Origin of the sequence: Pseudomonas sp. FYR_7 (assembly GCF_043106155.1) — a bacterium.
Classification (GTDB): domain Bacteria; phylum Pseudomonadota; class Gammaproteobacteria; order Pseudomonadales; family Pseudomonadaceae; genus Aquipseudomonas; species Aquipseudomonas parafulva_B.
Window position 1 is genome coordinate 55,569 of sequence record NZ_JBICMI010000069.1, and the last position, 24,022, is coordinate 79,590.

The following is a 24,022-nucleotide window of genomic DNA, read 5'->3' on the forward strand; positions in this document are numbered from 1 at the left end:
CTGAGCGCTGTTCAGAGTGAGGTCCGAGGTTAACTGAGCATTACATGACCGCGGAATTGCAATATGCTTACATACCTGTAAGCATTTTCTTACACAAGTGACACCCGCGTTATTCTGCCCAAAAAGATAATGCGGCCTCAAAGCCTCGCCAATCGTGGCTTTGTCGATTACCGGGTTACTTCGCTGAACGCGTTATCCTCTTCAATGACGTGCTCGCTCCAAACAATAAATCTACGTCCATTCACAATCACTGATGAGCGCCTTTTAGGGTTTCAATGCGGCAGCGCATTTTCTCCAAGCAGGCACAGCGCTACCGCAGGATCTGAGGAGCCATGCTCCATGGTTCAAAACAACTGAAGCTGGGCGCCAGGCGGATTAAACTGCGAACAGTCCAGTTGCAAGGCGTCACGTTCCTGGAATCCTAATTTGCGGACACTCTTGGCGAAGCGCTGGGCAAGCAGCTGGGCAAAAACACCTTCACCCCGCATACGAGCACCGAAGCGGCTGTCATAAAGCGCTCCGCCCCGGCTTTGCCGAATCAGGCTCATCACATGGGCTGCGCGCTGCGGATAGTGATCGTGCAACCACTGCTCGAACAGAGGGGCCACCTCCAGCGGTAAGCGAAGCATCATGTAGGCCGCGCTTTGCGCGCCGGCCTCTTGCGCCGACTCCAACAACTGCTCCAGTTCACAGTCGTTGATCATGGGAATGATCGGCGAACACAGCACGCCCACGGGTACGCCCGCATCGCGCAGCAGGCGTATGGCCCGCAAGCGCGCAGCAGGCGAAGCGGCACGGGGCTCCAGCACACGCTTAAGGCCAGCATCAAGGGTGGTATGGCTGATCATCACGCGCACAAGGCGCAAGCTGGCCATTTCGGTCAACAGGTCAAGGTCACGCAGAATCAAAGCGCCCTTGGTGACGATGGTCACTGGGTGTCGAAATTTCAGCAGCACCTCCAGCAAACGCCGAGTCAGCAAGTGTTCGCGTTCTATCGGCTGATAAGGGTCGGTGTTAGCCCCCAGGTTGATCGGCGCACACACGTACCCAGGTTTGCTCAGCTGCTGCGCCAGCACATCGGCCGCATTGGTCTTGGCGATCAGCTTGGTTTCGAAATCCAGACCCGGCGACAGGTCCCAATAGGCGTGGGAAGGGCGCGCATAGCAATAGATGCAGCTATGATATTCAATTCGAACCGATATGGCTCGTGGCTAGAACCCGCCAGTAGGTGACGAGTTCTAACGAGAAGGACAGTGCGCGTGGTGCTAGCTCGGGTATTTTTGGAAGTGAGCCTCGATTTCGGACTGATAGCGATTTTGGAAACGAATGCTCTCGTTCAATTTTGCTTTCCAATCACCACCTTCTCGGTAGGCCTTTAGTACAGCATTGGCATGTTCCAATTGTTTCCTAGCCCAAATCGGGACCGGTGTACCTTCAAGCTCAAGCTGTTCAATAACTCGTTCAGCACGGTGAAGACATTCCACTGAGGTACGTTCCACATCATCCATTGCATAACTCCTTCCTTTAGAAGCCACATGGCAAATCTAGGGTAGGCGAGGTTGGAGTATTGGCAAATATCGGCACGGGAGATGAACGGTTAAGATAGCGCATAAATAGTAATGATTATCATCCGCATAATAGGGAAATATCGTGCCGTGTTAACGTGCCTGAGCCTTAGATAGGAGTAAGGCCCTAGGACGCCTCAAGGAGGCCTAAACCGCCTGTAAAGACGGTTCCTGCTACGACTTTCTTACGCACTGGCCTTCATAGCACGTTGCACAGTGGACAAGCTCACTCCTAGCTCCTCAGCAGCCTTACGGAACGAAAGACCACCAGCGATAGCAGCACGGATTGCTTCATCATCCACCGTCTTAGACCGGCCCTTGTATACGCCCTTTGCCTTTGCCTTCTCGATACCTTCCCGCTGACGCTCACGAATCATCGCCCGTTCAAATTCTGCAAAGCTGCCCATCATCGAGAGCATGAGCTTCTGCATTGGGTTGTTCTCGCCAGTGAACTCAAGCTGTTCTTTGTGAAAGCGGATATGGATACCTTTGGTATTCAGTTCTTCCACCAGCCTCAGCAGGTCAGCCAAAGAGCGAGCTAGGCGGTCGATGCTGTGTACGATGATCGTGTCTCCCTCTCGGACGTACTCAAGCATTGCTTGGAGCTGAGGACGGTCTGTAGTAGCTCCGCTCTCTTTGTCGGTGAATACCTTGTCCAGGGCGACCCCATCAAGCTGACGCTCAGTGCTTTGGTCAACCGAGCTAACCCGCACATACCCGACCTTTGCCATTTTGCCACTCCTGTATTCACATGGGTCTAGATGCTTAGAGTATGCGTGTATTCACTATCAGAATCAAGCCTAATGAATACAGATTTCACTGGGTAGGTGTATTCACCGATGAGTGGTCATTGGGGTGTACTCAAATGAACATGGTCGTCGTAATTCTTGCCGGGTGCGAGCTGAAGTGGCAATCTGCCTTCAGTGTAAAAATTCGAGGGAATGAAATGGCTGGTTCACAATGCCCACACTGCGAACAGAAAACCTTCTACAGCGAAGGTTCGGTGTCTCAATGCACGAAATGCGGTGCTACAGGCTGGGGATGGAACAGGGCGGTGAATCCAGGCTCTGGCAAAGGCTTCAAATGCCCAAATTGCGAGTGGAACACCCTTCATCAGGTCATCGATATAAACAAGAAGCACGCGGTTCGGCGGTGCTCAACGTGTGACTACAGCCTCGTCGTACCATTCAATCCCGCGTAGCTGAATCTGGCTATAAGTCTTGAAAAAGAGTGGGAAGATCAATTTCTAGCGCGTCAGCAAGAACCTTGATGGCGTCTAAGCTCGGATTGGCTCCGCCAGTCTCAATGCGGCTCATGTAGGTGCGCGCAAAGCCACACTTATCTGCGAAGGCTTCTTGGTTCATGCCTGTGGCAAGACGAAGCTCACGAACTCGATGGCCGAAACGGCGGCGTAGGGAAGGAGAGGGCATTCCCTCAGCGTGTGCGCATGTGCTCTAATCGTGAACACACTAATCGTGACATTCGGCTAAAAAACCCACTGCAGGGTGCACGATTTGGCAGTTTCGATACCAGTGCAAATTGCTCTTCTAGAAGGATCGCCATGTGAAAGGTGCAATTCGAGCAACAAGCGTGCTTATTTCTTGTTTAGTTCTATCCTCACTCTCCCATGCTGAGCCGGATGACACACTGAAATCAGTCATGGCTGGTGGTTATTTTCTTTCATTTGATTGTGGTAAGTATCTAAATGACCTAGATCAAGACGAAGTGAGTGCTCTGGAAAAGGCATCCGACGTGCTTGAAGTCATGGATGTATTGCGATATGTGGCCGCTAAAGACTCGATAGTTGAAGACTTTCGATCTGAGTTTATTCGTAAAGGATTGAAGTTCAATAAACAACTTGACAGCGATCGGGCGATGTTAAGAGGGTCGCCAGATTTAACAGATGCTTATATGTATGACATTTACTCATCAGACGCTTTTAAGGAGGCGATTAATACGTGGGTCTCGATCAAGAAAGCTGGAAGTAAGTCTAAGGAGCAAAAGGAAAACATCAATAGATTCATGTATTGCAAAACGGCTGGGCTTGCTGCAAGCTTGAGTTCCAATTCGAGCTACAGTGAAAGCTATGCAGCCTATGTTACAGCTAGACCCCAAAAAGCAAAAATCGGCTATTTTGACATTTCTGTTGATCGTGGAACCTATGGTAGGCGGGTGGGAACAGGTAATAGGTATGCAGAACCTAAAACCTGGGCTGGTTCGCGATTCTTCGTAGTCCATGCAACCTTCAAGAATATAGACACTGAATCTCGCTTACCGGTAGAGGGTAGCCTATTCATCAATTATGACGGAAGAGAATATGAGTTCGATAATATCGAACCTATAAGTCTGGAAGGCTATAATATGTGGTTTAGGAAAATCAATCCACTTATTACAATGAAAACAAAAATAGTCTATCGCATTCCTGATGAAATTCATGGTGAAGTTTTTTGGCGACCTGGGCGAAATACTGACGATAAAAGACTATGGGTTGGTAATATTAAGGCAGAAGCATCCGATTAGCCTTGCATAAATTTATGCTGAAATTGATTTTTTGTTTTGTCAGTGCAACTCCAGAGGGAAGAAGGATACTGCTTAGCAAAATAGATATTCAGCCTAGCGTATATGGGCGGTTACGTGGATATAAAGAAGAAATGGGCTTTTCAGCCCATCTTTTCTATGTTGGTTTAGCATTGGTTTATCTCTTGCTGATCACATTGCTTTTTCAGGTTTGCCAAAGCCGCTCGATGCGGTTTAGCCTAGCTTGAAGCTTTTCTAAATAGCTCTGTAGTCAAAAAGCAGCCTGATTCAATAAAGATAACTCCACTGAGCTGGAGTAAGTCAATTTAGTTTTATGTTGATTTCATTGCTTTCTCCTTTCTTTCATTAGCTTGTGATTGACAAAGGATACCCGTTTTCTGCTCTTGGATTGTAGAGTGAATACTGTTTATTTAAGCTGTCTTCTGTTTGAGAGGGCGGGAAAAACATCTTGCGGGACTTCTATCGAAGATCCCTTACGTCAAATTCGCTACGCTCTTTTGACTTACTGTAACTCTTATTAAGAAAAGCCTACACAAGGCTGTCACCGCGTCACCTTATCTGTGAAGCTCATATAACAAGCAGCCTGCAGTGGTGACACTATAATATGGTTGCTGTCACCCTATATGTCACCTGTCACCATTTCGAGTTAGAATAATCTTTTTGCAAGCTTGTCTTCCAGGTCTTTTGCTGTCGATTCTGCTGACAAACCGTTTTCAAAACCTAGAGGTGTGATGTAATAGCGTTGGTGTTTGGTCCTGCGTTGCTTACAACCTACTGCTAAAAGGACCCCTGCGACAGCCATGTCGGTAAGGGAGTGATCAAATTCGCTAGAGAAGGAATCCTTGATGCTTTTGACAGTTAATACCATATTGTTTTCAACCATTTCGGTTAGCAATTCTTCAAGCTTATCAGCGCTGCTAAAGCCCATAAGCTCTTGTTTGGATATTGTCATGGGCGGGGCGTCTGTTGCTTGATGTTTGCTAAGGTCAATCTGTTCAATAAAGTCACGAACTAATTGCATGCCGCCACCATTAATTAGCCAAGGCTTTAAGCGTCCGTTAATGAACTCGGCTGTCTCTTGGACCGAATGCTTGTGGCGTATGAATCCGGGAATCCAGAAGCGACGATCACCTTTTTCCAAAACAAGCGGGAGATGGTCATTGCTGGTAATTATAAAGTTTAGGTAGTTATCAATTGTGACTGTTGGTTTATGTTTGCGATGCAATGGAATAGTCGCATTGCCTTGGAAAGCTTTAAGGCTATCCGTTGTGCTCTTCTTACTCTTATACACTTCATCGATAAGGGCCAGTGTCTTGCCTTCAATTACATCGTTGAAATCGCCTACAACGTCCTTAAGAGCGCAGACACACACTGAGGAACGACCCAAGAGCCCTGAAAGCAGCGTCTCGACAAGAAATCCTTTACCAACGCCGTGCTGGCTCCGTAAAACAGGAGTAGCGATTATTCTCTGTTCTGGTTTACGCACAGCATGTGACAACCACCAGCCGAAATATTGACGTTCAAGGTCGTCGGGGAACCATCTCTTTAGGAATTCAATAAACGGTGCCACTTGTGCGCGTGTGACCTTTTGACCCGTTGGCTGTATTGCTGGCGCTTTCCAGAGGTTGATGAGTCCACCAGCTAGCACAGGACCTGCGTTAGGTTGAAAACCTTCCCCATACGCCCAAGGCAAGCAGCCAAGGAGGTAAGCGGCGTCATGTTCACTACCGCCCTGCTGTTTGTAATAGTGAGCGACAATACCCCCGTCACCTTGGTCGATGCCAGTAATCAAATCTCTGAATCGTGGATATGAGTTTTGGGACGGGACACGAACAAATCGGGCCTGGACCGCTTGGAGGGCGATAGCGTTACTGTTTTTGATTGCCGTGTTCGTCATTTGTGTTTACCTCATTCGATGGGTTTTTATTTTCAAACAGTGCTTTGTAAAGACCGCTGATCATTAAGTTGAGTTGATGATTGGTGCTTGTATTGCCGTAATGCTGCATGATCTTCAAAAGCTCAGACGAAGATCGCTCATTGAGATGTATTCTCATAAGGGGTTGCCTCTTGATGCTTATAGTTGCGGTTGGGGTGTTGTTGTTCGGAAGTTAGTTGCTAGATTATTTAAATCCATGATTTGATGCAGTCTCGGGTACACCCAGCAAGCTCTCTGGAGCCCGTATAAATCAGGGGCTCCAGAGGAAGGGGTGGCCAGGGGATAATAGAGAGATACCCACCCCGGATCACTGTCCTTTTATAATTCTATTAACTTCTCGCTCTGATACTCGCCAAATCCAAGACATGCGTTGGACCGTCTCACGATCTTTATGCTTATGAACATATTCAGTCAATTCTTCACGATCTGACTCAGAGAGGAGGATAGTCTCTGAAATTTTAGGTTTCGGAATTACTGAATACAGGTCAACAAACTGACCTTTGGCGGCTTGTCGCTGCCTTTCGTAAAACAGATTCATGTAGCCGTCCGTTGCCTGTACGAATTTATATTCATCCGTACTGGATGGTTGTCGCGATGATGCCACGATACGCACGATTGAATTGCTTGCACGGTGTACAACGAAGTAGTTCATTTTTGGTTCCTATTTGTTTTTGTTCTTCTCCTTAATGCGGCGACTGCTGGCCTTAATCATGGCATTGGATAGCTTTGCGGCGAGTCTAAAAAGACCAGAGAAAATCAGGCTGGTTATTGGGCTGAAACAGCCGTTTCTTTCATAACAGCTCGCACTGTCAGAAACTCTTGCATCTCTTCCAAGTGGTTAAATACCTCACTAGGCGAGAGACTTGGAAAAAGTTTTACTCTGGCTCTGTGCCACTTTCCGTGGCAGCTCGACGAGCAGATTGCTCGATTGGAGCGCTTTGTTAGCATCTGTGACCCACATACAAGGCATGGGCGAAATATAGCGACCATACAGACTCCTTCCGGCAGGATGATTTAGTTGCGAAAAATAAGAAATTTAGTGCAAAAAGAAAGTCTCGCCAACTCACAAGGAAGATAAAAGTTGATGAGACTTGGACATCTAATGTTGCCGAGGTAGGAGCACCATCAGATGGGGTTACTGCAAACGATCAAGAAAAGTAGAAAACGTGAGCAGCAAAACACCTTCAAAGTTGAAGATAGCTTAAGGATGTTGGGAAATGATTAAAGCTAAGTTTGAAACAGAGAATCAATTTCCGGCGTTGCACCAAAAATTTCGTAATCCTCTATAAACATATTACAGCCAAAATGGCTGACTGTCTATATCCAAGAATGACCAGAATTCAATTATTAGTTTCAGGAATTGCTGTAAGCTTGATATATAAGGCTTCCAGGGTGTTTGAGCTAAATGTAAATAATTGTAACTTTCAAAAGTTTTCTCCAAATATTTACCCCAAAACATCCGGCAGCCCAAGCGTTCAGCTCTGTCGAATCTCACGAAATTTACGAGAGGGTATCTATTATACAGTATTAAGAATAAATGATCTACGTTTATGTTGTGCTCAGCACCAAATAGTGTTATCCACGGCCTAAAAGCGCTTGGAAGGTGTACTAGGTATAAGGAGCTACCTAGGTAGCCCTTTTCAAAGATCGTCGTTTTAGCCCTATAAAACCCTATTGAAATAGCCCCTTTGATCGCGAAAAACCGCTTGCCCCAATCCCACTTACTTGAGGAATGGGTCTGAAGCCTTCCAAATTACCCCATCAAGCTCTATTGGAAGTTCAACCAGCTTAGGCTTGTTCTTGCACTGAGTTCGAGGCTTCCTCTTAGGTGGGAGGGAAAGCACCACGTCGTCGTAGATCGGTTTCACCTGCTGGAAGGTGGGCGAGGGTATACCGGCTCGGCGTAGCCGTGCTTTAATCCTTTTGAGAATCAGCGCCTGCTGATCCTTGCTGATCCAAGTGTGGTGGCCGTAGTCATCGCCTGTGCGTTTATCTTTCGGCTGCTGGACGTATGCAACCACCGGGCTGATTCTGTTCGCCAAAGCGGGTATAGGCTGTGTCACTAACTTGCGTGTGGGGAAGTGAAGCTCAATGTTAAGGAATATCCCCCGCAGGTATCTGTTCAGCCGCTGGCGGTCGGTGCGGGCTTGTTCACTGTCAGAGGTCAGCATTGATTCAAAAGAATCAACGTTGCTGTCGTTAAGGGCAAATGCCCCATCTAGGCTGGCAAGCTCGTGTTTGATACGATCAATGTCAGCGTTAGCGGTGGCAATACCTTTCCGGGTTTCAGTAAGCAAGCTGACGTAGGTTTCAGCTTTGTCCTCATCATCTTCAGCAGCGAATTTATTCATCAACCCGTCTGCCTTGGCTTCCAATCTGGTCAGTTTTGCGACGGCAACGGTTTCTTCTTTCTTCAGCGCCTTCAGTACATCTGAGCCAGCGGCTATGTAGTCTCGGATTGCAGTCCAATGCTCAAATTTAAATAATACACGGCGAAGGAACTCCCCACGAATTGACCTAATCTGATCGTCAACACAGCCACCAGTCATCGATGCCGTGCAGTAGTAGTACTCTTTACCACTCTTGAGCATGAACCTCGTACTACCGCCACATTCGGCACAGACTAGAAGGTTGCGGAAAATGTTTAGGTTTGTTGCATCCTGCCTGCCTGAAAACGGTTTTCGACTCTTGAGTATCGTCTGTACTTCTTCAAACGTCGCTGGAGGGATTACTTGTGGGTAGTAGTCTTCAATCACCTGACCAGTGGGTACATTTTTGCCGTGTTCCTTGCTGAGTTCCACCGGAGAATGTTCGCCTATCAAGCGTCGATTGCGTAACAGGTATTGAATCTGGTGAGTTTTATAGCTGGTGCCAAATTGAGCGTTGAGGCGTCTTCCTGTTTCTGCCATTCCGTAGGTTTGAGCAAGAGAGAACATGGCTTCAATGTGTAGGCAAATATCATCACGCTTGCACCACGCCCCATCCTTCACTACCAACCATTGAGGACATTTTTCTGTGGCTATTGCACCTTCGGCCATCGCCCTGTGCTTAGCGCGCCAGGACGCTTTCGACATATCCGATTTGCGTAAGCTTTCCGAGTGAGCCCTTTCAAACTGGACAATTGCCCGGATGAAGCTGTTGCTGGTGAGATCGTCATAAACTGTATCTTCGTCCAACACAGCAATCTTGATGCCGGATCGAATCAGGTCAGAAAATATCTCTATTGATGCGTCGAGTACCTGACGAGAAAGCCGGTCCCAGTTCTCAATGAGAAGGTAGCTGCCGTGCGGAATCTCGCCGTCACGCACCCGCTGAAGGAATCCAGATAACTGACCTTTCTTAGCGTTAGCTCCACGGAAGCTACTGATGCCGTGATCCTCAAGTCTGGTATCAACCGTAAGGCTGTACCTAGTTACGAAGGACTCAATGCGTTCAGATTGGCGAACAACGGAATTACCATCCGCCTGCTTCTGGCTGGAAAATCGAACGTACGGAAAGCATAGAGGCACGGTGGCAGACTCGAAAACCTATCGGTACGTTTAATCTACCACGGCCATCCGTGCTCGCAACCGCGATAAGGGTTTATCGACCGGTCGAAGGGCAGGTCGGGGGAGGTATTGCGGCTGATCACGGTCTTGGCCGTCTCGATCCGCACTTCGGTCCCTTGCGTGATCGGCACATCTTGGTACCAGCCATCATCCTCATACGATGAGCGGGTGTGGCCGAAGCGATTATGCGGATTATGCGCAGTGCCGCGGCCCTTCAAAGGAGGTGAATATGACATGGCTAAACTCTTTACTGTATGCATATACAGTAAAGGGCATGCCGGGTAATTGCCAGCCCGATTATCCGGCAGCCTGAAGCCACTGGAGGTAAGGGTGCAGGCTGGTCTCACGGCCTAGAAACTGTCTCACCCCTTCACGCAATGGGCGCGATGCCCCTGGGGCGATTAGTGACTCGAACAGCACCTGTCCAAGCGCACGATCAAGTAACCCCGTTTGCTCGAAGCGGGTAAAGATATCCACGGCACATACATCTGCCCAGAGATAGGCGTAATAGCCGGCGTCATACCCGGTAGCCAGGTGGTCGAAGGCGTGGGCTGGGTGCTCATGGGCGTGCAGGGGCCAATAACCACAGTGTTCGCGCGATTGAGCGAATCGCTGGCGAACGGTTTTCCCGTCACCTGGGTTCGTGTGCAGGTCCACATCGAACAAGGCCTTGCTCAGCTCAAGCGCGGCTTCGCCGATGGCTTCGCGCTTGTAGCGCTCGATGCACTGCTCGACCTGCTCACTATCAATCTGATGCCCGTCCGAATGGTGGGAGGAAATGCTGACGAGATAGGCGGCGTTCCACACCCAACGTTCGAACAGCTTGCCAAATAGCTCCGTCCCGTCTGTGCCGAGTTCGATTACGCCCGACTGAACGTGGTTGTCGGTACGCACCATAAGGTGATGTAACGCATGGCCGAACTCGTGGTACAGCTTGCGCAGCGCAAGGTGATCCAACAACGGCTGTGCACCTGCGCTACCTTCGGGCACATCACTGAAGACGATCACCACCGCTTGCTGGTAAATCCCTTCCGCGTCGACCCGGCGGTTACGCACATAGGTTGTGAATACCGCATCTGCCTGCTTACCGGCATGCTGTACAGCATCGAGATAGAGCAAGCCAATGCGTGCGTTGTGCTGGAATGCCTCAAAAGCCAGAACTGAGGGTGCCCATACAGGGGCAGGGGTGGCCCTCAACTCCAGGCCAAAGAGCCGCCTGGCCAGCTGGATCAGCGCGTCGATCACGGCAGCCATTGGGAAAAATTCGCGCAGCGCCTCCTTCGACACTATCTTGGCCGCGTCTCGCAGTTGCTTTTGGGCAAAGCGTAGGTCCCAGGGCTGCATGTCATCCAGACCCAATTTCTGTGCGTCACGCTCAAGGTCTGAGCGCCACTGCTGCACCAGGGGTTTCATGCCAGCAGCCAAACTTTGCAGGAATGCACGAACCTGGCCTGGCGAACCTGCACTTTTGCGCGCCAAGCTCAGGTTCATGTGATCGGAGAACGCCAACAGCGTCGCTCGTTCATGGCGCAGAAGTGCCAGTTGCTGCAGCACCTGACCATTATCTGGTGACGAACCGGTATTGACGCCACGTCCATGGAAAGCCCGGTATACCTGCTCACGGATAGCACCCAGCTCGGCCTCTTCCAGCACACGGTCGACAGCCCAGCTTTCGCAGGGTATAGACCACCCGTTATTGCCACGCTGCCTTGCCCGTTCGTTCAGCTCATCGAGACTGCGTTGGGATAGACCGCGCAGCTGAGTGATGTCATCGACGACCACGTCCGGATGATCGAGATTGAGCAGATACCGTTCTTCAAGCTCGGTTATCTGGCGTTGCAGGTCGAGCAGCCGCGCCTTGTCGCTTTTGGGCAGCGAAGCACCACTGACGCGAAACCTTTCCACGTGCCAGCGCAATGTTGCCCGCTGGCGGCTATCGAGATTACGGCCGATATCGCTGTACGCCAGCTGTTCATACAGCGACTGAAGCTGCTCGTTGCAAAACCTTGAGTCCAACGCGGAGCTGGCAGCAATGTGAAACGCCAGGATAGGGTCACTCCAGGCCTGCCCTTTGCCCAGAAATGGCATTACCCCATAAAGCACTGCGTACAACTGAGCGTCCAGATCATCCATGGCCAACACCAGGTCATCCCATGTTGGCATCGATGGCTGGCTGTTGATCACGCGCTCGATGCCTTGTGCATACCGCTCAAGGACTTGGTCGAACGCATTCTGCATGCTTTGAACCGTGATGGAGGGGTAGTCGACGGGCACGTTGCCATCTTGCAGAAGCGGGTTGCTCATCACGCTTTACCTTGCTCGATAATGGGAGCTGGCAAGCGTGGGCGACTGCGTGAGCGTGCAGGTCGCGATTAATTACCACCAGCCCCACCGCCCGGGCCTTGCGCCCGAGCGGTGCAGCGGTCAATCGGCCGGTTTCTTCAGCTTCGGATTGGGAAAGAACTGCACGGTCTGCACCTTCGCCGCTGCCGGCTTGGGCGCTTGTTGGTTGACCCGCGTGCCCAGTTCGCTGGGCACCGACAAGCCCTGCTCATTGAGCGTGTCCGTAAAACCGCACGCCACACACTCGCGGTGCGGCACGCCGTCTTCGTTCCACATCATCAGCTTGTCGGCTTCACTGCATGCCGGGCATACCGCGCCAGCGATGAAGCGCTTCTTGGTCTTGTTCACGGCGTCCTCGCTCATGCTGCCGATTCTTCGGCCAGGCCGCTGTGGCGCAGCAAGGCGTCAATGGACGGCTCGCGCCCGCGGAAGTCGACGAACAACACCATCGGCGCACGAGAGCCGCCTCGAGCCAGCACCGCTTCACGGAACGCCCGACCTGTTTCGGCATTGAACACGCCTTCTTCCTCGAACCGCGAAAAGGCATCGGCCGACAACACTTCAGCCCATTTGTAGCTGTAGTAGCCTGCTGCGTAACCGCCCGCAAAGATGTGCGCAAAGCTGTTCGGGAAGCGGTTATAGGCCGGTGGGCGCATGACCGACACTTCATCGCGCACCCCTTCGAGCACTTGCAGCACCGTACGGCCGTCACCGTGGCTGGCGTGGAGTTCGAAGTCGAACAGCGAGAACTCGAGCTGACGCACCATCATCATGCCGGACTGGAAGTTCTTCGCCGCCAGCATCTTGTCCAGCAGGTCCTGCGGCAGCGCCTCGCCGGTTTCGTAATGGCCGGAAATCAAGGCAAGGCCTTCGGGCTCCCAGCACCAGTTCTCCATGAACTGGCTGGGCAGCTCTACCGCATCCCATGCCACGCCGTTGATACCAGACACCCCGGCGTGATCGATGCGGGTCAACAGGTGGTGCAAGCCGTGGCCGAACTCATGGAACAGCGTCGTGACCTCGTCATGGGTCAGCAGGGCAGGTTTGCCCGGCGCGGCAGGGGTGAAGTTGCACACCAGGTTGGCCACCGGGCTTTGCAGTTGGCCTTGCGCCGTTACGCGACGGTCACGCGCCCCGTCCATCCAGGCACCGCCACGCTTGTTGGCGCGGGCATAGAGGTCGAAGAAGAAGCGCCCTACATGCTGGCCGTTCTCCTTGATCTCGAACAGGCGTACATCCGGATGCCAGGCGTCGAACTGCTTGAGCTCGTTGATCTCGATGCCGTACAGGCGCTGCACGATGCCGAACAGGCCACCCAGTACCTTGTCGATGGGGAAGTAGGCGCGCAGTGCTTCCTGGGACACACTGTAGCGCTGCTCTCGCAGCTTCTCACCAAAGTACCCGGCATCCCAACTGGCCAGCTCCGGACAACCTTGCTCGGCAGCATAGGCCTTGAGCTGGGCCAGGTCGCGGGCGGCGAAGGGCTTGGAGCGCTTGGCCAGATCGCGCAGGAAGCTCAACACCTGGTCGGTGGACTCGGCCATCTTGGTCGCCAGGCTCAGCTCGGCGTAGTTCTCGTAGCCCAGCAATTGGGCAAGCTCCTGGCGCAGATCGAGAATCTGCTGCATCACCGGACCGTTGTCGAACTGCCCCGCGTTCGGGCCCTGGTCCGAAGCGCGGGTGCAGTAGGCTGCATACAGCTCTTCGCGCAGCGCGCGGTCGCTGGCGTAGGTCATCACCGCATAGTAGCTGGGGAATTCGAGGGTGATCAGCCAGCCATCGAGGCCCTTGGCGGTGGCAGCGGCGGCCATCTGGGCCTTGGCCGAGTCCGGCAGGCCGTCGAGCGCGGTTTCGTCGGTGACGTGCTTGCTCCACGCCTGGGTGGCATCCAACAGCTGGTTGGAGAACCGGCTGCCCAGCTCGCTGAGCTTGCTCTGCACCTCGGCGTAGCGCTGCTGCTTTGCGGCAGGCAGGTCGATGCCCGACAGGCGGAAGTCACGCAACGCATGTTCAAGGATGGTCTTTTGCGCCACATCGAACGTGGCAGCCTCGGGGCTTGCAGCCAGTGCCTGGTAGGCATCGAACAACGCACGGTTCTGCCCAAGCTCCGTAGAGTAGGCGCTCAGCGCTGGCAGGCAGGCCTCGTAGGCTTCACGCAGCTCTGGGCTGTTGCACACTGCATTGAGGTGGCTCACCGGGCTCCAGGCGGCCCCGAGGCGGTCGTTCAGTTCGTCCATGGCCAGCACCAGGCCTGCCCATGTAGGCGCTGCGCCTTGTTCTTCAAGAATCCTGGCAATAGCTTTACGGTTGTCGGCCAGGATCGCTTCGATCGCCGGCAGCACGTGCTCTGCACGAATTTGCGAGAAGGGCGGCAGATCGTGGGATTGCAGAAGCGGGTTGTTCGCAGTCACGGTTTGGATACCTTGGCAGAAGAAACACAGCCCCATCTTAATTACAATCGACGCCGACCGCAGCAGGCAGCCAGCCTATCGGCACACATGAGGAACACTATCATGGCCATTCGAAGCTTCCAGCAACACCGTCCCAAGCTCGGAGCGCGGGCCTTCGTCGACCGCTCGGCGGTGGTACTGGGCGATGTCGAGATCGGCGAAGACAGTTCGGTCTGGCCATTGGTGGTAGTGCGTGGCGACATGCACCGCATCCGTATCGGCGCGCGCACCAGTGTGCAGGACGCCAGCGTACTGCACATCACCCACGCCAGCCTGTTCAACCCGGATGGCTTTGCGCTGATCATCGGTGACGAAGTCACCATCGGGCACAAGGTCATGCTGCACGGCTGCACACTGGGCAACCGCATCCTGGTCGGCATGGGCAGTACCGTCATGGACGGCGCCATCGTCGAGGACGAGGTGATCATTGGCGCCGCAAGCCTGGTGCCACCGGGCAAGCGCCTGGTCAGCGGCTACCTGTACATGGGCAGCCCGGTCAGGCAGGTCCGGTTGTTGAACGACCAGGAACGTGCCTTCTTCGCCTACAGCGCCGGCAACTACGTGAAGCTCAAGGACCAGCACCTGGCCGAGGGCTTCGATCAGCCGGACTGATCGTTTTTCCACAGCCCGCCGGCCGCGCAGCTGCCGGTATCGGGCTCTGACTCAGCCATGCGGGCATCGGCTCGCCCGCCAGCATGCGGCGCAGCAACCAAGCGGACACCTTCCCTATGCACCAGCAAAACATTCTGTTCGACCTCGACGGCACCCTGACCGACCCCCGCCTGGGTATCACCCGTTCCATCCAGTACGCCTTGGCGAAGCTGGGTATCGACGAACCAGACCTCTCTCGCCTTGAACACTTCATCGGCCCGCCGTTGTTGCAGGCGTTCATGCAGTTCTACGGTTTCGACGAAGCCAAGGCCTGGGAGGCCGTCAACTTTTACCGTGAGCGCTTTCGCGTCACGGGCCTGTACGAAAACCTCGTGTTCGACGGGGTACCGCAGCTGCTCGAAACCCTCAATGGCCAAGGCCGCACGCTCTACATAGCGACTTCAAAGCCGTGGGAATTCGCGCGCGAAATCGCCCGCCACTTCGCCTTCGACCAGCATTTCAAAGTGATCTACGGCAGCGAGCTGGACGGTACGCGAACCAACAAGGTCGAGCTGATTCGCCACCTGCTGGACGAAGAAGGGCTGGACCCGGCACACACGCTCATGATCGGCGATCGCAAGCATGACCTGATCGGTGCCCGCAGTAACGGCGTGCAGGCCGTGGCAGTTGGGTATGGGTTCGGAAGCCGCGAGGAACTGATGGCAGAAGCGCCGGCGTTTCATTTCGCGTCCCTGGCCGAGCTGCACGAGGCGTTCAGCATGCAATCGCGCTGAAGGGACGGGCAACCGGCTAGCGCGGGCTAGCCCTTGGGCATCAACCCTTGCAGGGCTGCAGTGCGCGCTCCGATGGGCAATGACGCCAGTTGCCCGACGCGCTCATAGAATCGCTCCCAGTCACCTTCGGCCTGGCGAAATAAAGCCGAAAAAGCCGGCACCCACTGATCGTACAGCCCGAATGGCAGCAATTTCGCATTGTTCATCGGCCCATATACCCAGGCGTCGTAACGCGCATCGCCTCTCCAGGGGCCATCGCGCAGCAAACGGTAATCGCGCCGTAGCCGCTCGAACTCGGCCCGCTTGGCCAAGCGCTTGGTTTCATCATCGGTGGGCGCCGCATAAATCGCCTGTAGCCGTGCCCGCGTGGCCAGCACCAGGCGGATGAACTGCTCGCGCTGGGGGCCATGGTCTTCGCCGGTGGCCCCCAGCCCACGGCTCAGCCGCCATTGCCGCGTGCCTTGCTGCTCGACGAACGACGCGAACGACTCGTTGAAGGCCGTATCGTCCTGCACGTAGACACGCTGATGAGCCAGCTCATGAAAGATCAGCGTGGCCAGACGCTCTTCACCCCAGCCCATCATCGATGACAGGATCGGGTCATCGAACCAGCCCAGGGTCGAATAGGTTTCTACCCCGCCCACATAGACGTCAAGGCGCTGCTGGCGCATCAACGCCGCTGCACCCCGTGCTGCGCCTTGGCGGTAGTAGCCACGGTAGGCCACACACCCTGCAATGGGAAAACAGTGGGTGACCGGCTGTAGCGACAACTCAGGGGTGGCGAATACATTCCATACAACGTACGGGCGGCCCAAATCGGCGTACGTCGTGTAGCTTCGGTTGTCGGGTAATTTCAGTTGCCGGGTGGCGAATGTCCGCGCCTGCAGGGCGTACGCCAGCCGAGCGCGCAACGGCTCGGACGTGGCAGGGTCGGCCATCACCTTCGTCAGGGGCCGACGCGCCTGCAGCAGCTCCCACTGGCCGACTGCCAGCTGGCCATAATAGCCAGCGCTGCTGCAACCGTTGAGCAGCGCGACGAGCAGTAGCGGAACAAACCGGGTGAAAACACGGTCGAGTGCCCCAGGGTCTGAGCGTTGCACAAGCACTGTTCCAAGCATCGTCTACCGTCTGATTCGCTCAACCCCATTCGCCTAAAGATTATCTCGCCGAAGGGGAGTTTCGCCATGCGCGCATTGTGGGTCGCCGGTTCATTGCTGCTGACAACGGCCTGTTCGACATTGCCTGACCCCGACCCCTCTCAAGCGTGGGTCGACCTTGAACCAGGCGAGCAAACTTCCCTGGACGCGGTAAAAGTCGATGCAAGGGACTGGGACGACAACCGTTATTTCCAAATACCGCCCGGCAACCATGAGCTGACCGTGCGCTATCAATTCCCGGTGGCGCCCAGTAACATCGGCCCCGTTGACGCCCCGCTGTGGCGTGATTGCCAGGTCAAGGTGGCCTTCAAGGGCTTCGATGCTGGCGAGCGTTACCAGTTGCAGGCTGGCAGCATCGGCTTCCGTCCCTGGATCAAGCTCTATGATCAGCAACAGAACCTGGTCAGCCAGGGTGAACCGGCAGGCTGCCAGCGCACGTGAAGCATCCAAAACAGCGCTATGCTTGTCAGGTATTCACTGCAAGTGGAAAACCTGCCATGCGCCAGCCCATGATGCTGATCGCCCTCAGTGCACTGGGAGCTTGTGCTAGCCCCTTACCGCCCAAGGACCCTAAACAGGCCTGGGTAGACCTTTACACCATGACACCCGGCAGGGTCATCATGGCCGACCGCCTCGATGGCAAACGCCTGGACGACGGCCGTTATTTTCAGGTGACGCCCGGCAAGCACGAACTGATCGTACGTTTCGACTATGAGATCTACGCGGGCGGGTTCTCTACCGACCCCAGGGACCGTACATGCTACCTGACGGTGCGTTACGATCACTTCGAGGCGGGCGAGCGTTATAGGCTTGAGGCAAGGGCGCCGGTAATGGAACCGCAGGTGCTGTTGTATGACTCAGCCAGGACCGTGGTCGTCAACGAACCTAGCAGGGTCTTCTGCATACCCTAGGCCCCCTCCGGGTCCCAGCGGTTGCCAGGCTTACTGATCATTCTTCTGATAAATGATCTTGCGGGCACCTCCATCACAGCTGCCGACCACCATGTTGGGGTCCTGCACTTCGCTGTTGGGCACGATTTCCAGGGTATAGGACGGCACACCCTGGGCCTGGATCTTGGCCTCGATTTCTGCCTTCAACTCCTCGCATGGCTTGATTGCTGCCAGTGCCGAAGTTGTCACCAGAGAGACCAGTAAAGCGGTAGCGATGCGAATCATGGGCGGCTCCAGTAAAGGCAGCGAGGCTGCCGGGTTTTCAGATTACCGCAAACCGCCCACGGCTGGAGCGATCAGCTCACCAGCTTGGCATCCAGGGTAATGTTGGCGTTGAGCACCTTGGACACGGGGCAGCCCTGCTTGGCCTTGTTGGCGATTTCCAGGAACTGTTCTTCGCTCGCCCCTGGTACTTTGGCGCTCAGCACCAGGTGCACCGCAGTGATGGCAAAACCATCGTCCTGCTTGTCCAGGGTGACTTCGGCTTTAGTGTCGATACGCTCGGGCGTCAGCTTGGCTTCGCCCAGCATCATCGACAGCGCCATCGAGAAGCACCCAGCGTGGGCGGCGCCGATCAGTTCTTCTGGGTTGGTGCCCGGCGTGTCTTCGAAACGGGTGTTGAACCCATAAGGGTTGTTCTTGAGCGCGCCGCTTTCCGTGGAGATCTGGCCCTTGCCGTCCTTGAGACCACCTTCCCAGATTGCCGATGCTGTCTTCTTCATGATGCCTCCCGGTCATTGGTTAAATACCTATCGATTCAGAGGCTGGTAGCCTGATGAGAGTTCAGCTCAATCCGACAGGGGACATTGAATCCAACGATTGCGCCCATACAGAGTCAAAAGGCCTCAGGCCAACCATCATTGCGGAGGCTTCATGACGCAGTTGCGAAATCTGAAAATATCCACCCTTGACTTGGTGCCAGTGCGCGCCGACCAAGGGCCCGCGCAATCGCTGCGCAATTCGCTGGACCTGGCGCAGCATGTCGAGCGCTTCGGTTACAACCGCTTCTGGGTAGCCGAGCACCACAACATGGACGGCATCGCCAGCTCGGCCACCTCGGTACTGATCGGCTACCTAGCGGGGGGTACATCGCGTATCAGGGTAGGTTCCGGAGGCGTCATGCTGCCCAACCACGCGCCGCTCGTGGTGGCCGAGCAATTTGGCACCCTGGCCAGCCTGTACCCCGGTCGTATCGACTTGGGCCTGGGCCGCGCACCAGGGTCCGACCAGATGACCGCCCATGCACTGCGCCGCGACCGAGCCGGCAGTGCGGACGATTTCCCGGATGACGTCGAAGAGTTGTCGCGCTACCTGGGCCCACGCACCGATGACCAGAAAGTGATTGCCGTGCCGGGGCACGACACCGATGTGCCTATCTGGTTGCTGGGCTCCAGCCTGTTCAGCGCCCAGCTCGCTGGCATGCGTGGCATGCCCTATGCCTTCGCATCGCATTTTGCGCCGCGCTACATGCATGAGGCGATTCGGGTCTATCGCAATCACTTCAAGCCATCCACCACGCTGGACAAGCCTTACGTCATGCTCGGCATTCCCATGGTAGTGGCCGAGACCGACGAGAAGGCCGAGTACTTGGCCACGTCGGTCTATCAACGCATCCTGGCCTTGATTCGCGGCCAGAGCCTGATGCAGAAGCCTCCGGTAGAAACCATGAACGGCTTGTGGTTGCCCCATGAGCGCGACGCGGTGGGCAGCTTCATGGGGCTGGCGATGATCGGAAGCCCTGATAAGGTCCGCGCCAAGGTCGAGGTGCTGCTGGAGCAGACAGGGGCCGATGAACTGATCTTTACCTGCGATCTGTACGAGCACGCAGACCGGATACGCTCCTACGAGTTGCTGGCTCAGGCACTGCAGCAAGCCTAGCTGTCGAGCAGGGTGCCCCGTGGAGCGGACCGGGCTGACTCGGCGTCTTGACGGGTGACCGATAGCCTGGCAACCGGTCATATGCCCGAACCCCGCGGTCAACCCGCGGGGTTCGGTGGCCCTTAGTTGCGGCTGTAAACGATTTCCTTGGTACCGCCCTCACAACTGCCCACCACCTTGCCGGCGGGATCGCCCTTGTCCACGACCGTCAGCGTGTAGTTTTGCACGCCCTTGGCATCGAGCTTGGCAGCGATTTCCGCTTTCAGCTCTTCACACGGCTTGCCGGCAGCCATCGCGCCGCCCGCCAGGGTCATCAGGCCCAACGCCAGAACCACTTTGTTCATCACTTGCTTTCCTTGTGCAGATGAAATCGCAAAAGGCGCCCATCAGGCGCCTCGTCTAAGTCTTACCCCATCGCGCCAGGCACATCCAGCCCGGAACTGTATCAGCTGTTGGTGATACGGAAGCCGACCTTCAGGGTCACCTGGAAGTGCTCGACCTTGTTGTCACGAATGTGACCACGGGTGCTGACGACTTCGAACCACTCCATCATCTGCACGCTTTTGGAAGCTTCGGCCAGGGCATTCTGAATGGCGTCCTCGATACCGGTGGTGGAAGAACCTACCAGTTCGAGCATTTTGTACGTGTGGTGATCGGACATGTGTTGACTCCTTGGATGGCGATAACGTTGAGCCTAGCAGCGCAGTGCTGGTTTACCTGCGAGCAGGCGCAGCGGCAGAAAGTTCGATCGCACTTTCGCTTCGCTTGATAGTCGCAATCTCTAGAGCCCATAACGCGAAGGAGAGTCAACATGCCCCGCAACTCGCTGCGTAAAACATCACTGGAAAGCATGGAAGCCGAGATCGAGAGCCTCCTGAAAAGCCTGGAAAGCCTCAAGAACGACGCATCCGAGGAATCCCAGAAGTCCCTCAAGGCTATTCGCAGCAATGCCGAGACGGCCCTGAAGCACTCGCGCAGCCTACTGAGCGACGCCTACGAAGAAGTCAAAGACCGCACGGTCAAGACCAGCATCGCTACTCGCGACTACGCTCAGGAACACCCCTACACCACCGCTGGCGTGGCAATAGGCGCACTGGGCCTGCTGGCTGCCTACCTGCTGTGCAAGCGCAACTAAGCGCTCTGCCCAGCCAACTCGGCGCGTAACCACTGCGCCAACTGCTCGGCGCGCCCATCGGCGGCGCGCCGTGGCACCCACAGTGCCAATGCTGCAGGCGTTGCGCTAAAGCCCCATGGCGCGATCAAGCGCCCTGCACGCAAGTCATCGGCTACCAATGGCTCAGGCGCGATGGCCACTCCTAACCCTGCGACTGCCGCTTCCAACAAGTAATACAGATGCTCGAACGACTGCCCATATTTCAGCGCCTGGACATCGAGGCCGTTGGCCAACGCCCATGTAGGCCAGGCTTGCGGGCGCGACGTGGTGTGCAGCAAGGATTCTTCCAATAGCTGGCTGACCGCCGTCTTGCGCAGGCGCCCAGTGCCCTCGAAGTGCGGGCTGACGACTGGCCCAATACGTTCCTGCGCCAGTACGTGAACCTGCATGTCCGCTGGCCACGGCGGTTCGGCGTACACCAGTAACGCATCCAGCCCGGGGCGACGCGGGTCAAGGTCGCCCTCACCGGCAGAAAGATGCAGGCGAAGCTCAGGCAAGTCGGCATTCAAGCGCCCCAGACGCGGGATGAACCAACGCGCCAGCAAGCTCCCGGAACAGCCAAGCACAAAAGGTGCGTGCTCCACTTCGCGGGCCAGCTCCCGGCATACCCCGCGCAGCCGATCAAAGACCTCACCACTGACGTCACGCAACCTGACGCCAGCATCTGTGAGTTTCACACCTCGCCCATCCTTGGCGAACAGGGCAACGCCAAGGTGCGCTTCCAGCGCTTTGATTTGCCGGCTAACTGCGCCATGGGTCACGTGCAGCGCTTCAGCTGCTTGGCTGACGCTGTTGAGCCGGGCAGTCGCCTCGAAGGCGCGCAAGGCATTGAGGGGCGGGAGATCACTGGCCATTACGTGTGAGTTTTCCTGACAGGTCAGCGCAATCTTATCGGTTTTCATCGGAGCAGGTCATGGTTACAGTAAAGCCCATCACTCATCCGTTATGCCTTGGAGCGTCTCATGACCCAGTCCCAATATCGCCCCGGCCCCGATGCCAATGGCCTGTTCGGCTCGTTCGGCGGCCGCTACGTGGCCGAAACCCTGATGCCACTGGTACTGGACCTGGCCCGTGAATACGAAGCGGCCAAGGCAGACCCTGCATTTCTAGAAGAACTGGCTTACTTCCAACGCGACTACATTGGCCGTCCCAACCCGTTGTATTTCGCCGAGCGCCTGACCGAGCACTGCGGTGGCGCCAAGATCTACTTCAAGCGCGAGGAGCTCAACCACACCGGCGCGCACAAGGTGAACAACTGCATCGGCCAGGTACTGCTGGCCAAGCGCATGGGCAAAAAGCGCCTGATCGCCGAAACCGGTGCCGGCATGCATGGCGTCGCTACTGCCACCGTGGCGGCGCGTTTCGGGTTGCCTTGCGTGATCTACATGGGTGCTACCGACATCGAGCGGCAGCAGGCCAACGTGTTCCGCATGAAACTGCTGGGCGCTGAAATCGTGCCGGTCACCGCTGGTACCGGCACCTTGAAAGATGCCATGAACGAGGCCCTGCGCGACTGGGTCACCAATGTCGACGACACGTTCTACCTGATCGGCACCGTAGCCGGCCCGCACCCCTACCCAGCCATGGTTCGGGACTTCCAGTCGATCATCGGCAAGGAAACCCGCGCCCAGATGCAGGAAAAGGAAGGCCGACTGCCGGACAGCCTGGTGGCCTGCGTGGGTGGCGGGTCCAATGCCATGGGCCTGTTCCACGAGTTTCTCGAAGAGCCGAGCGTTCAGATCATCGGTGTCGAGGCGGGCGGGCACGGCGTGCAGACCGACAAGCACGCTGCCAGCTTGAACGGCGGAGTGCCTGGGGTACTGCACGGCAACCGTACCTACTTGCTGCAGGACGCCGACGGCCAGATCACCGATGCCCATTCGATCTCAGCAGGCCTGGACTATCCGGGCATCGGCCCCGAGCACGCTTATCTACACGAAGTGAAGCGGGTCGAATACGTCAGCATCACCGATGACGAGGCCCTGGATGCCTTCCACGCATCCTGCCGGCTCGAAGGCATCATTCCCGCGCTGGAAAGCGCCCATGCGCTGGCCGAAGCCATCAAGCGCGCCCCGTCCTTGCCCAACGACCACCTGATGGTGATCTGCCTGTCGGGGCGTGGGGACAAGGATATGCACACCGTCATGAACCACATGGCCGCCCAGGAGAAACAGGCATGAGCCGTCTTGAACAACGTTTCGCCGAGCTGAAAACCGAAGGCCGCGCAGCACTGGTCACCTTCGTCACTGCAGGTGATCCAGGCTATGACGCCTCGCTCCAGATTCTCAAGGGCCTGCCGGCGGCAGGTGCCGACGTGATCGAACTGGGCATGCCGTTCACCGACCCCATGGCCGACGGCGTGGCCATCCAGCTGGCCACCCTGCGTGCACTCGAGGCTGGCCAGACCTTGGCCAAGACGCTGCAGATGGTTCGCGAATTCCGAGAGGATGACCAGACCACGCCGATCGTGCTGATGGGTTACTACAACCCGATTCACCGCTTTGGCGTGGAAGCGTTCGTGGCCCAGGCCAACGAAGCCGGTGTCGATGGCCTGATCATCGTCGACCTGCCGCCTGAGCATGACGACGAACTGGCCAGCCCGGCCCAGGCTGCGGGTATCGACTTCATCCGCCTGACCACCCCGACTACCGACGACGCGCGCCTGCCCCGCGTGCTGGAGCGCAGCTCCGGGTTCGTCTACTACGTGTCGGTGGCCGGTGTGACCGGCGCAGGCTCGGCGACGACAGAACATGTGACCGAAGCCATTGCGCGCTTGCGTCGCCATACGGATTTGCCGATCAGCGTCGGGTTTGGCATTCGCACCCCCGAGCAGGCGGCCAACATCGCCCGTCTCGCCGACGGTGTGGTGGTAGGCTCAGCCCTGGTCGACAAGATTGCCCACGCGCAGAACCCCGGTCAGGCGGTAGACGATGTGTTGAGCCTGTGCTCGGCCTTGGCAGAAGGGGTACGTGGCGCTCGGCGCTAGGGGTGGTTGTCGCTCGGTTGCCCGAGGCTATCTTGAGCGGCAGCTCATGTTGCAACGCTGATATCCTAGGGCCGCTGCGCGGCCCATCGCGGCGCACTTGAGAGATGCGTAT

General features: G+C 55.7%; 25 protein-coding genes and 2 pseudogenes. 10 read left to right on the top strand and 17 right to left on the bottom strand.

Going from position 1 to position 24,022, the window contains the following annotated elements; translation table 11 throughout:
• Positions 1 to 344: 344 nt before the first annotated feature.
• The 4 genes and pseudogenes from ACF8R3_RS16905 to ACF8R3_RS16920 all read right to left on the bottom strand — a co-directional run.
• Positions 345 to 1,181, bottom strand: a pseudogene (locus ACF8R3_RS16905) (PA0069 family radical SAM protein); the annotation flags it as partial.
• A gap of 84 nt (positions 1,182 to 1,265) precedes the next feature.
• The gene (locus tag ACF8R3_RS16910; RefSeq protein ID WP_125854559.1) at positions 1,266 to 1,508 is read right to left on the bottom strand and encodes a hypothetical protein; all 243 of its coding nucleotides are present in this window, start codon (positions 1,506 to 1,508) and stop codon (positions 1,266 to 1,268) included.
• Positions 1,509 to 1,750: 242 nt separating this feature from the next.
• Positions 1,751 to 2,296: a recombinase family protein gene (locus ACF8R3_RS16915; protein WP_177010147.1), complete on the bottom strand. Its 546-nt coding sequence runs from the start codon at positions 2,294 to 2,296 to the stop codon at positions 1,751 to 1,753.
• Between the two features lie 480 nt (positions 2,297 to 2,776).
• Entirely contained in the window at positions 2,777 to 2,995 is a 219-nt protein-coding gene (locus tag ACF8R3_RS16920) for a helix-turn-helix domain-containing protein (RefSeq protein WP_125854561.1), read from the bottom strand.
• A 133-nt stretch (positions 2,996 to 3,128) separates the two neighbouring features.
• Between ACF8R3_RS16920 and ACF8R3_RS16925 the strand changes: the two genes are divergently transcribed.
• A complete protein-coding gene (locus ACF8R3_RS16925; protein ID WP_392515915.1) occupies positions 3,129 to 4,085 on the top strand; it encodes a hypothetical protein in 957 nt (318 codons plus the stop codon).
• A gap of 14 nt (positions 4,086 to 4,099) precedes the next feature.
• Positions 4,100 to 4,330 carry a hypothetical protein gene (locus ACF8R3_RS16930; RefSeq protein WP_392515916.1) on the top strand — a complete coding sequence of 77 codons (231 nt, stop codon included), beginning with the start codon at positions 4,100 to 4,102 and terminating at the stop codon, positions 4,328 to 4,330.
• A gap of 419 nt (positions 4,331 to 4,749) precedes the next feature.
• On the opposite strand, the gene ACF8R3_RS16935 is transcribed toward ACF8R3_RS16930, so the two are convergent.
• The 7 genes and pseudogenes from ACF8R3_RS16935 to prlC form a co-directional block, all read right to left on the bottom strand.
• Positions 4,750 to 6,000: a primase-helicase family protein gene (locus tag ACF8R3_RS16935; RefSeq protein ID WP_392515917.1), complete on the bottom strand. Its 1,251-nt coding sequence runs from the start codon at positions 5,998 to 6,000 to the stop codon at positions 4,750 to 4,752.
• A gap of 346 nt (positions 6,001 to 6,346) precedes the next feature.
• Positions 6,347 to 6,691, bottom strand: a complete 345-nt coding sequence (locus ACF8R3_RS16940; RefSeq protein ID WP_392515918.1) for a hypothetical protein — start codon at positions 6,689 to 6,691, stop codon at positions 6,347 to 6,349.
• 1,069 nt (positions 6,692 to 7,760) lie between these two features.
• The gene (locus ACF8R3_RS16945) at positions 7,761 to 9,548 is read right to left on the bottom strand and encodes a recombinase family protein (RefSeq protein WP_392515919.1); all 1,788 of its coding nucleotides are present in this window, start codon (positions 9,546 to 9,548) and stop codon (positions 7,761 to 7,763) included.
• A gap of 47 nt (positions 9,549 to 9,595) precedes the next feature.
• Positions 9,596 to 9,823, bottom strand: a pseudogene (locus ACF8R3_RS16950) (radical SAM protein); the annotation flags it as partial.
• Positions 9,824 to 9,884: 61 nt separating this feature from the next.
• Entirely contained in the window at positions 9,885 to 11,891 is a 2,007-nt protein-coding gene (locus ACF8R3_RS16955; protein ID WP_392515920.1) for a M3 family metallopeptidase, read from the bottom strand.
• A 120-nt stretch (positions 11,892 to 12,011) separates the two neighbouring features.
• The gene (locus ACF8R3_RS16960) at positions 12,012 to 12,293 is read right to left on the bottom strand and encodes a YheV family putative zinc ribbon protein (RefSeq protein ID WP_078477768.1); all 282 of its coding nucleotides are present in this window, start codon (positions 12,291 to 12,293) and stop codon (positions 12,012 to 12,014) included.
• Positions 12,290 to 14,341 (bottom strand): oligopeptidase A, encoded by a 2,052-nt coding sequence (gene prlC, locus ACF8R3_RS16965; protein ID WP_392515921.1) that lies wholly within the window; start codon positions 14,339 to 14,341, stop codon positions 12,290 to 12,292. The genes ACF8R3_RS16960 and prlC overlap by 4 nt, the downstream gene beginning before the upstream one ends.
• Positions 14,342 to 14,443: 102 nt before the next feature.
• On the opposite strand from prlC, the gene ACF8R3_RS16970 reads away from it, so the two are divergent.
• Complete coding sequence (locus ACF8R3_RS16970; RefSeq protein ID WP_058638743.1) at positions 14,444 to 14,992, top strand: gamma carbonic anhydrase family protein; 549 nt, start codon at positions 14,444 to 14,446, stop codon at positions 14,990 to 14,992.
• A 116-nt stretch (positions 14,993 to 15,108) separates the two neighbouring features.
• Positions 15,109 to 15,765 (top strand): HAD family hydrolase, encoded by a 657-nt coding sequence (locus ACF8R3_RS16975; protein WP_058638797.1) that lies wholly within the window; start codon positions 15,109 to 15,111, stop codon positions 15,763 to 15,765.
• A 26-nt stretch (positions 15,766 to 15,791) separates the two neighbouring features.
• Here the strand turns inward: ACF8R3_RS16975 and ACF8R3_RS16980 are convergent, their stop codons facing one another.
• Positions 15,792 to 16,865, bottom strand: a complete 1,074-nt coding sequence (locus ACF8R3_RS16980) for an aminopeptidase (RefSeq protein WP_058638744.1) — start codon at positions 16,863 to 16,865, stop codon at positions 15,792 to 15,794.
• A gap of 84 nt (positions 16,866 to 16,949) precedes the next feature.
• On the opposite strand from ACF8R3_RS16980, the gene ACF8R3_RS16985 reads away from it, so the two are divergent.
• Both ACF8R3_RS16985 and ACF8R3_RS16990 read left to right on the top strand, forming a co-directional pair.
• Positions 16,950 to 17,363, top strand: coding sequence for a hypothetical protein (locus tag ACF8R3_RS16985; protein WP_058638745.1), 414 nt, complete (start codon positions 16,950 to 16,952; stop codon positions 17,361 to 17,363).
• Positions 17,364 to 17,419: 56 nt separating this feature from the next.
• On the top strand, positions 17,420 to 17,833 hold the full coding sequence (locus tag ACF8R3_RS16990) for a hypothetical protein (protein WP_023532343.1): 414 nt from the start codon (positions 17,420 to 17,422) through the stop codon (positions 17,831 to 17,833).
• Between the two features lie 30 nt (positions 17,834 to 17,863).
• On the opposite strand, the gene ACF8R3_RS16995 is transcribed toward ACF8R3_RS16990, so the two are convergent.
• Both ACF8R3_RS16995 and ACF8R3_RS17000 read right to left on the bottom strand, forming a co-directional pair.
• On the bottom strand, positions 17,864 to 18,097 hold the full coding sequence (locus tag ACF8R3_RS16995; protein ID WP_058603649.1) for a DUF1161 domain-containing protein: 234 nt from the start codon (positions 18,095 to 18,097) through the stop codon (positions 17,864 to 17,866).
• Positions 18,098 to 18,168: 71 nt separating this feature from the next.
• Positions 18,169 to 18,594, bottom strand: coding sequence for an OsmC family protein (locus ACF8R3_RS17000; protein WP_058603648.1), 426 nt, complete (start codon positions 18,592 to 18,594; stop codon positions 18,169 to 18,171).
• A 151-nt stretch (positions 18,595 to 18,745) separates the two neighbouring features.
• On the opposite strand from ACF8R3_RS17000, the gene ACF8R3_RS17005 reads away from it, so the two are divergent.
• A complete protein-coding gene (locus tag ACF8R3_RS17005) occupies positions 18,746 to 19,750 on the top strand; it encodes an LLM class flavin-dependent oxidoreductase (protein ID WP_058638747.1) in 1,005 nt (334 codons plus the stop codon).
• A 122-nt stretch (positions 19,751 to 19,872) separates the two neighbouring features.
• Here the strand turns inward: ACF8R3_RS17005 and ACF8R3_RS17010 are convergent, their stop codons facing one another.
• On the bottom strand, positions 19,873 to 20,094 hold the full coding sequence (locus ACF8R3_RS17010; protein ID WP_023532365.1) for a DUF1161 domain-containing protein: 222 nt from the start codon (positions 20,092 to 20,094) through the stop codon (positions 19,873 to 19,875).
• A 101-nt stretch (positions 20,095 to 20,195) separates the two neighbouring features.
• Positions 20,196 to 20,411 carry a dodecin gene (locus ACF8R3_RS17015; protein WP_023532741.1) on the bottom strand — a complete coding sequence of 72 codons (216 nt, stop codon included), beginning with the start codon at positions 20,409 to 20,411 and terminating at the stop codon, positions 20,196 to 20,198.
• 150 nt (positions 20,412 to 20,561) lie between these two features.
• On the opposite strand from ACF8R3_RS17015, the gene ACF8R3_RS17020 reads away from it, so the two are divergent.
• On the top strand, positions 20,562 to 20,885 hold the full coding sequence (locus tag ACF8R3_RS17020) for a YqjD family protein (RefSeq protein ID WP_058603646.1): 324 nt from the start codon (positions 20,562 to 20,564) through the stop codon (positions 20,883 to 20,885).
• Here the strand turns inward: ACF8R3_RS17020 and ACF8R3_RS17025 are convergent.
• A complete protein-coding gene (locus tag ACF8R3_RS17025; RefSeq protein ID WP_392515922.1) occupies positions 20,882 to 21,778 on the bottom strand; it encodes a LysR family transcriptional regulator in 897 nt (298 codons plus the stop codon). The genes ACF8R3_RS17020 and ACF8R3_RS17025 overlap by 4 nt on opposite strands.
• Positions 21,779 to 21,886: 108 nt before the next feature.
• On the opposite strand from ACF8R3_RS17025, the gene trpB reads away from it, so the two are divergent.
• Entirely contained in the window at positions 21,887 to 23,104 is a 1,218-nt protein-coding gene (gene trpB, locus ACF8R3_RS17030) for a tryptophan synthase subunit beta (protein WP_392475044.1), read from the top strand.
• Complete coding sequence (trpA, locus tag ACF8R3_RS17035; RefSeq protein ID WP_058638748.1) at positions 23,101 to 23,910, top strand: tryptophan synthase subunit alpha; 810 nt, start codon at positions 23,101 to 23,103, stop codon at positions 23,908 to 23,910. The genes trpB and trpA overlap by 4 nt, the downstream gene beginning before the upstream one ends.
• Positions 23,911 to 24,022 lie beyond the last annotated feature (112 nt).

Bases quoted from the DNA above. Each gene is read 5' to 3' on its own strand.
- ACF8R3_RS16910 (WP_125854559.1), bottom strand. From the start codon at position 1,508: ATGGATGATGTGGAACGTACCTCAGTGGAATGTCTTCACCGTGCTGAA.
- ACF8R3_RS16955 (WP_392515920.1), bottom strand. From the start codon at position 11,891: ATGAGCAACCCGCTTCTGCAAGATGGCAACGTGCCCGTCGACTACCCC.
- ACF8R3_RS16975 (WP_058638797.1), top strand. From the start codon at position 15,109: ATGCACCAGCAAAACATTCTGTTCGACCTCGACGGCACCCTGACCGAC.
- ACF8R3_RS16930 (WP_392515916.1), top strand. From the start codon at position 4,100: ATGCTGAAATTGATTTTTTGTTTTGTCAGTGCAACTCCAGAGGGAAGA.
- ACF8R3_RS16960 (WP_078477768.1), bottom strand. From the start codon at position 12,293: ATGAGCGAGGACGCCGTGAACAAGACCAAGAAGCGCTTCATCGCTGGC.
- ACF8R3_RS16985 (WP_058638745.1), top strand. From the start codon at position 16,950: ATGCGCGCATTGTGGGTCGCCGGTTCATTGCTGCTGACAACGGCCTGT.
- ACF8R3_RS16915 (WP_177010147.1), bottom strand. From the start codon at position 2,296: ATGGCAAAGGTCGGGTATGTGCGGGTTAGCTCGGTTGACCAAAGCACT.
- ACF8R3_RS17025 (WP_392515922.1), bottom strand. From the start codon at position 21,778: ATGGCCAGTGATCTCCCGCCCCTCAATGCCTTGCGCGCCTTCGAGGCG.
- trpA (WP_058638748.1), top strand. From the start codon at position 23,101: ATGAGCCGTCTTGAACAACGTTTCGCCGAGCTGAAAACCGAAGGCCGC.
- ACF8R3_RS16935 (WP_392515917.1), bottom strand. From the start codon at position 6,000: ATGACGAACACGGCAATCAAAAACAGTAACGCTATCGCCCTCCAAGCG.
- ACF8R3_RS16990 (WP_023532343.1), top strand. From the start codon at position 17,420: ATGCGCCAGCCCATGATGCTGATCGCCCTCAGTGCACTGGGAGCTTGT.
- ACF8R3_RS17020 (WP_058603646.1), top strand. From the start codon at position 20,562: ATGCCCCGCAACTCGCTGCGTAAAACATCACTGGAAAGCATGGAAGCC.
- ACF8R3_RS16970 (WP_058638743.1), top strand. From the start codon at position 14,444: ATGGCCATTCGAAGCTTCCAGCAACACCGTCCCAAGCTCGGAGCGCGG.
- ACF8R3_RS17010 (WP_023532365.1), bottom strand. From the start codon at position 20,094: ATGAACAAAGTGGTTCTGGCGTTGGGCCTGATGACCCTGGCGGGCGGC.
- trpB (WP_392475044.1), top strand. From the start codon at position 21,887: ATGACCCAGTCCCAATATCGCCCCGGCCCCGATGCCAATGGCCTGTTC.
- ACF8R3_RS17005 (WP_058638747.1), top strand. From the start codon at position 18,746: ATGACGCAGTTGCGAAATCTGAAAATATCCACCCTTGACTTGGTGCCA.
- ACF8R3_RS16995 (WP_058603649.1), bottom strand. From the start codon at position 18,097: ATGATTCGCATCGCTACCGCTTTACTGGTCTCTCTGGTGACAACTTCG.
- ACF8R3_RS17000 (WP_058603648.1), bottom strand. From the start codon at position 18,594: ATGAAGAAGACAGCATCGGCAATCTGGGAAGGTGGTCTCAAGGACGGC.
- ACF8R3_RS17015 (WP_023532741.1), bottom strand. From the start codon at position 20,411: ATGTCCGATCACCACACGTACAAAATGCTCGAACTGGTAGGTTCTTCC.
- ACF8R3_RS16940 (WP_392515918.1), bottom strand. From the start codon at position 6,691: ATGAACTACTTCGTTGTACACCGTGCAAGCAATTCAATCGTGCGTATC.
- ACF8R3_RS16920 (WP_125854561.1), bottom strand. From the start codon at position 2,995: ATGCCCTCTCCTTCCCTACGCCGCCGTTTCGGCCATCGAGTTCGTGAG.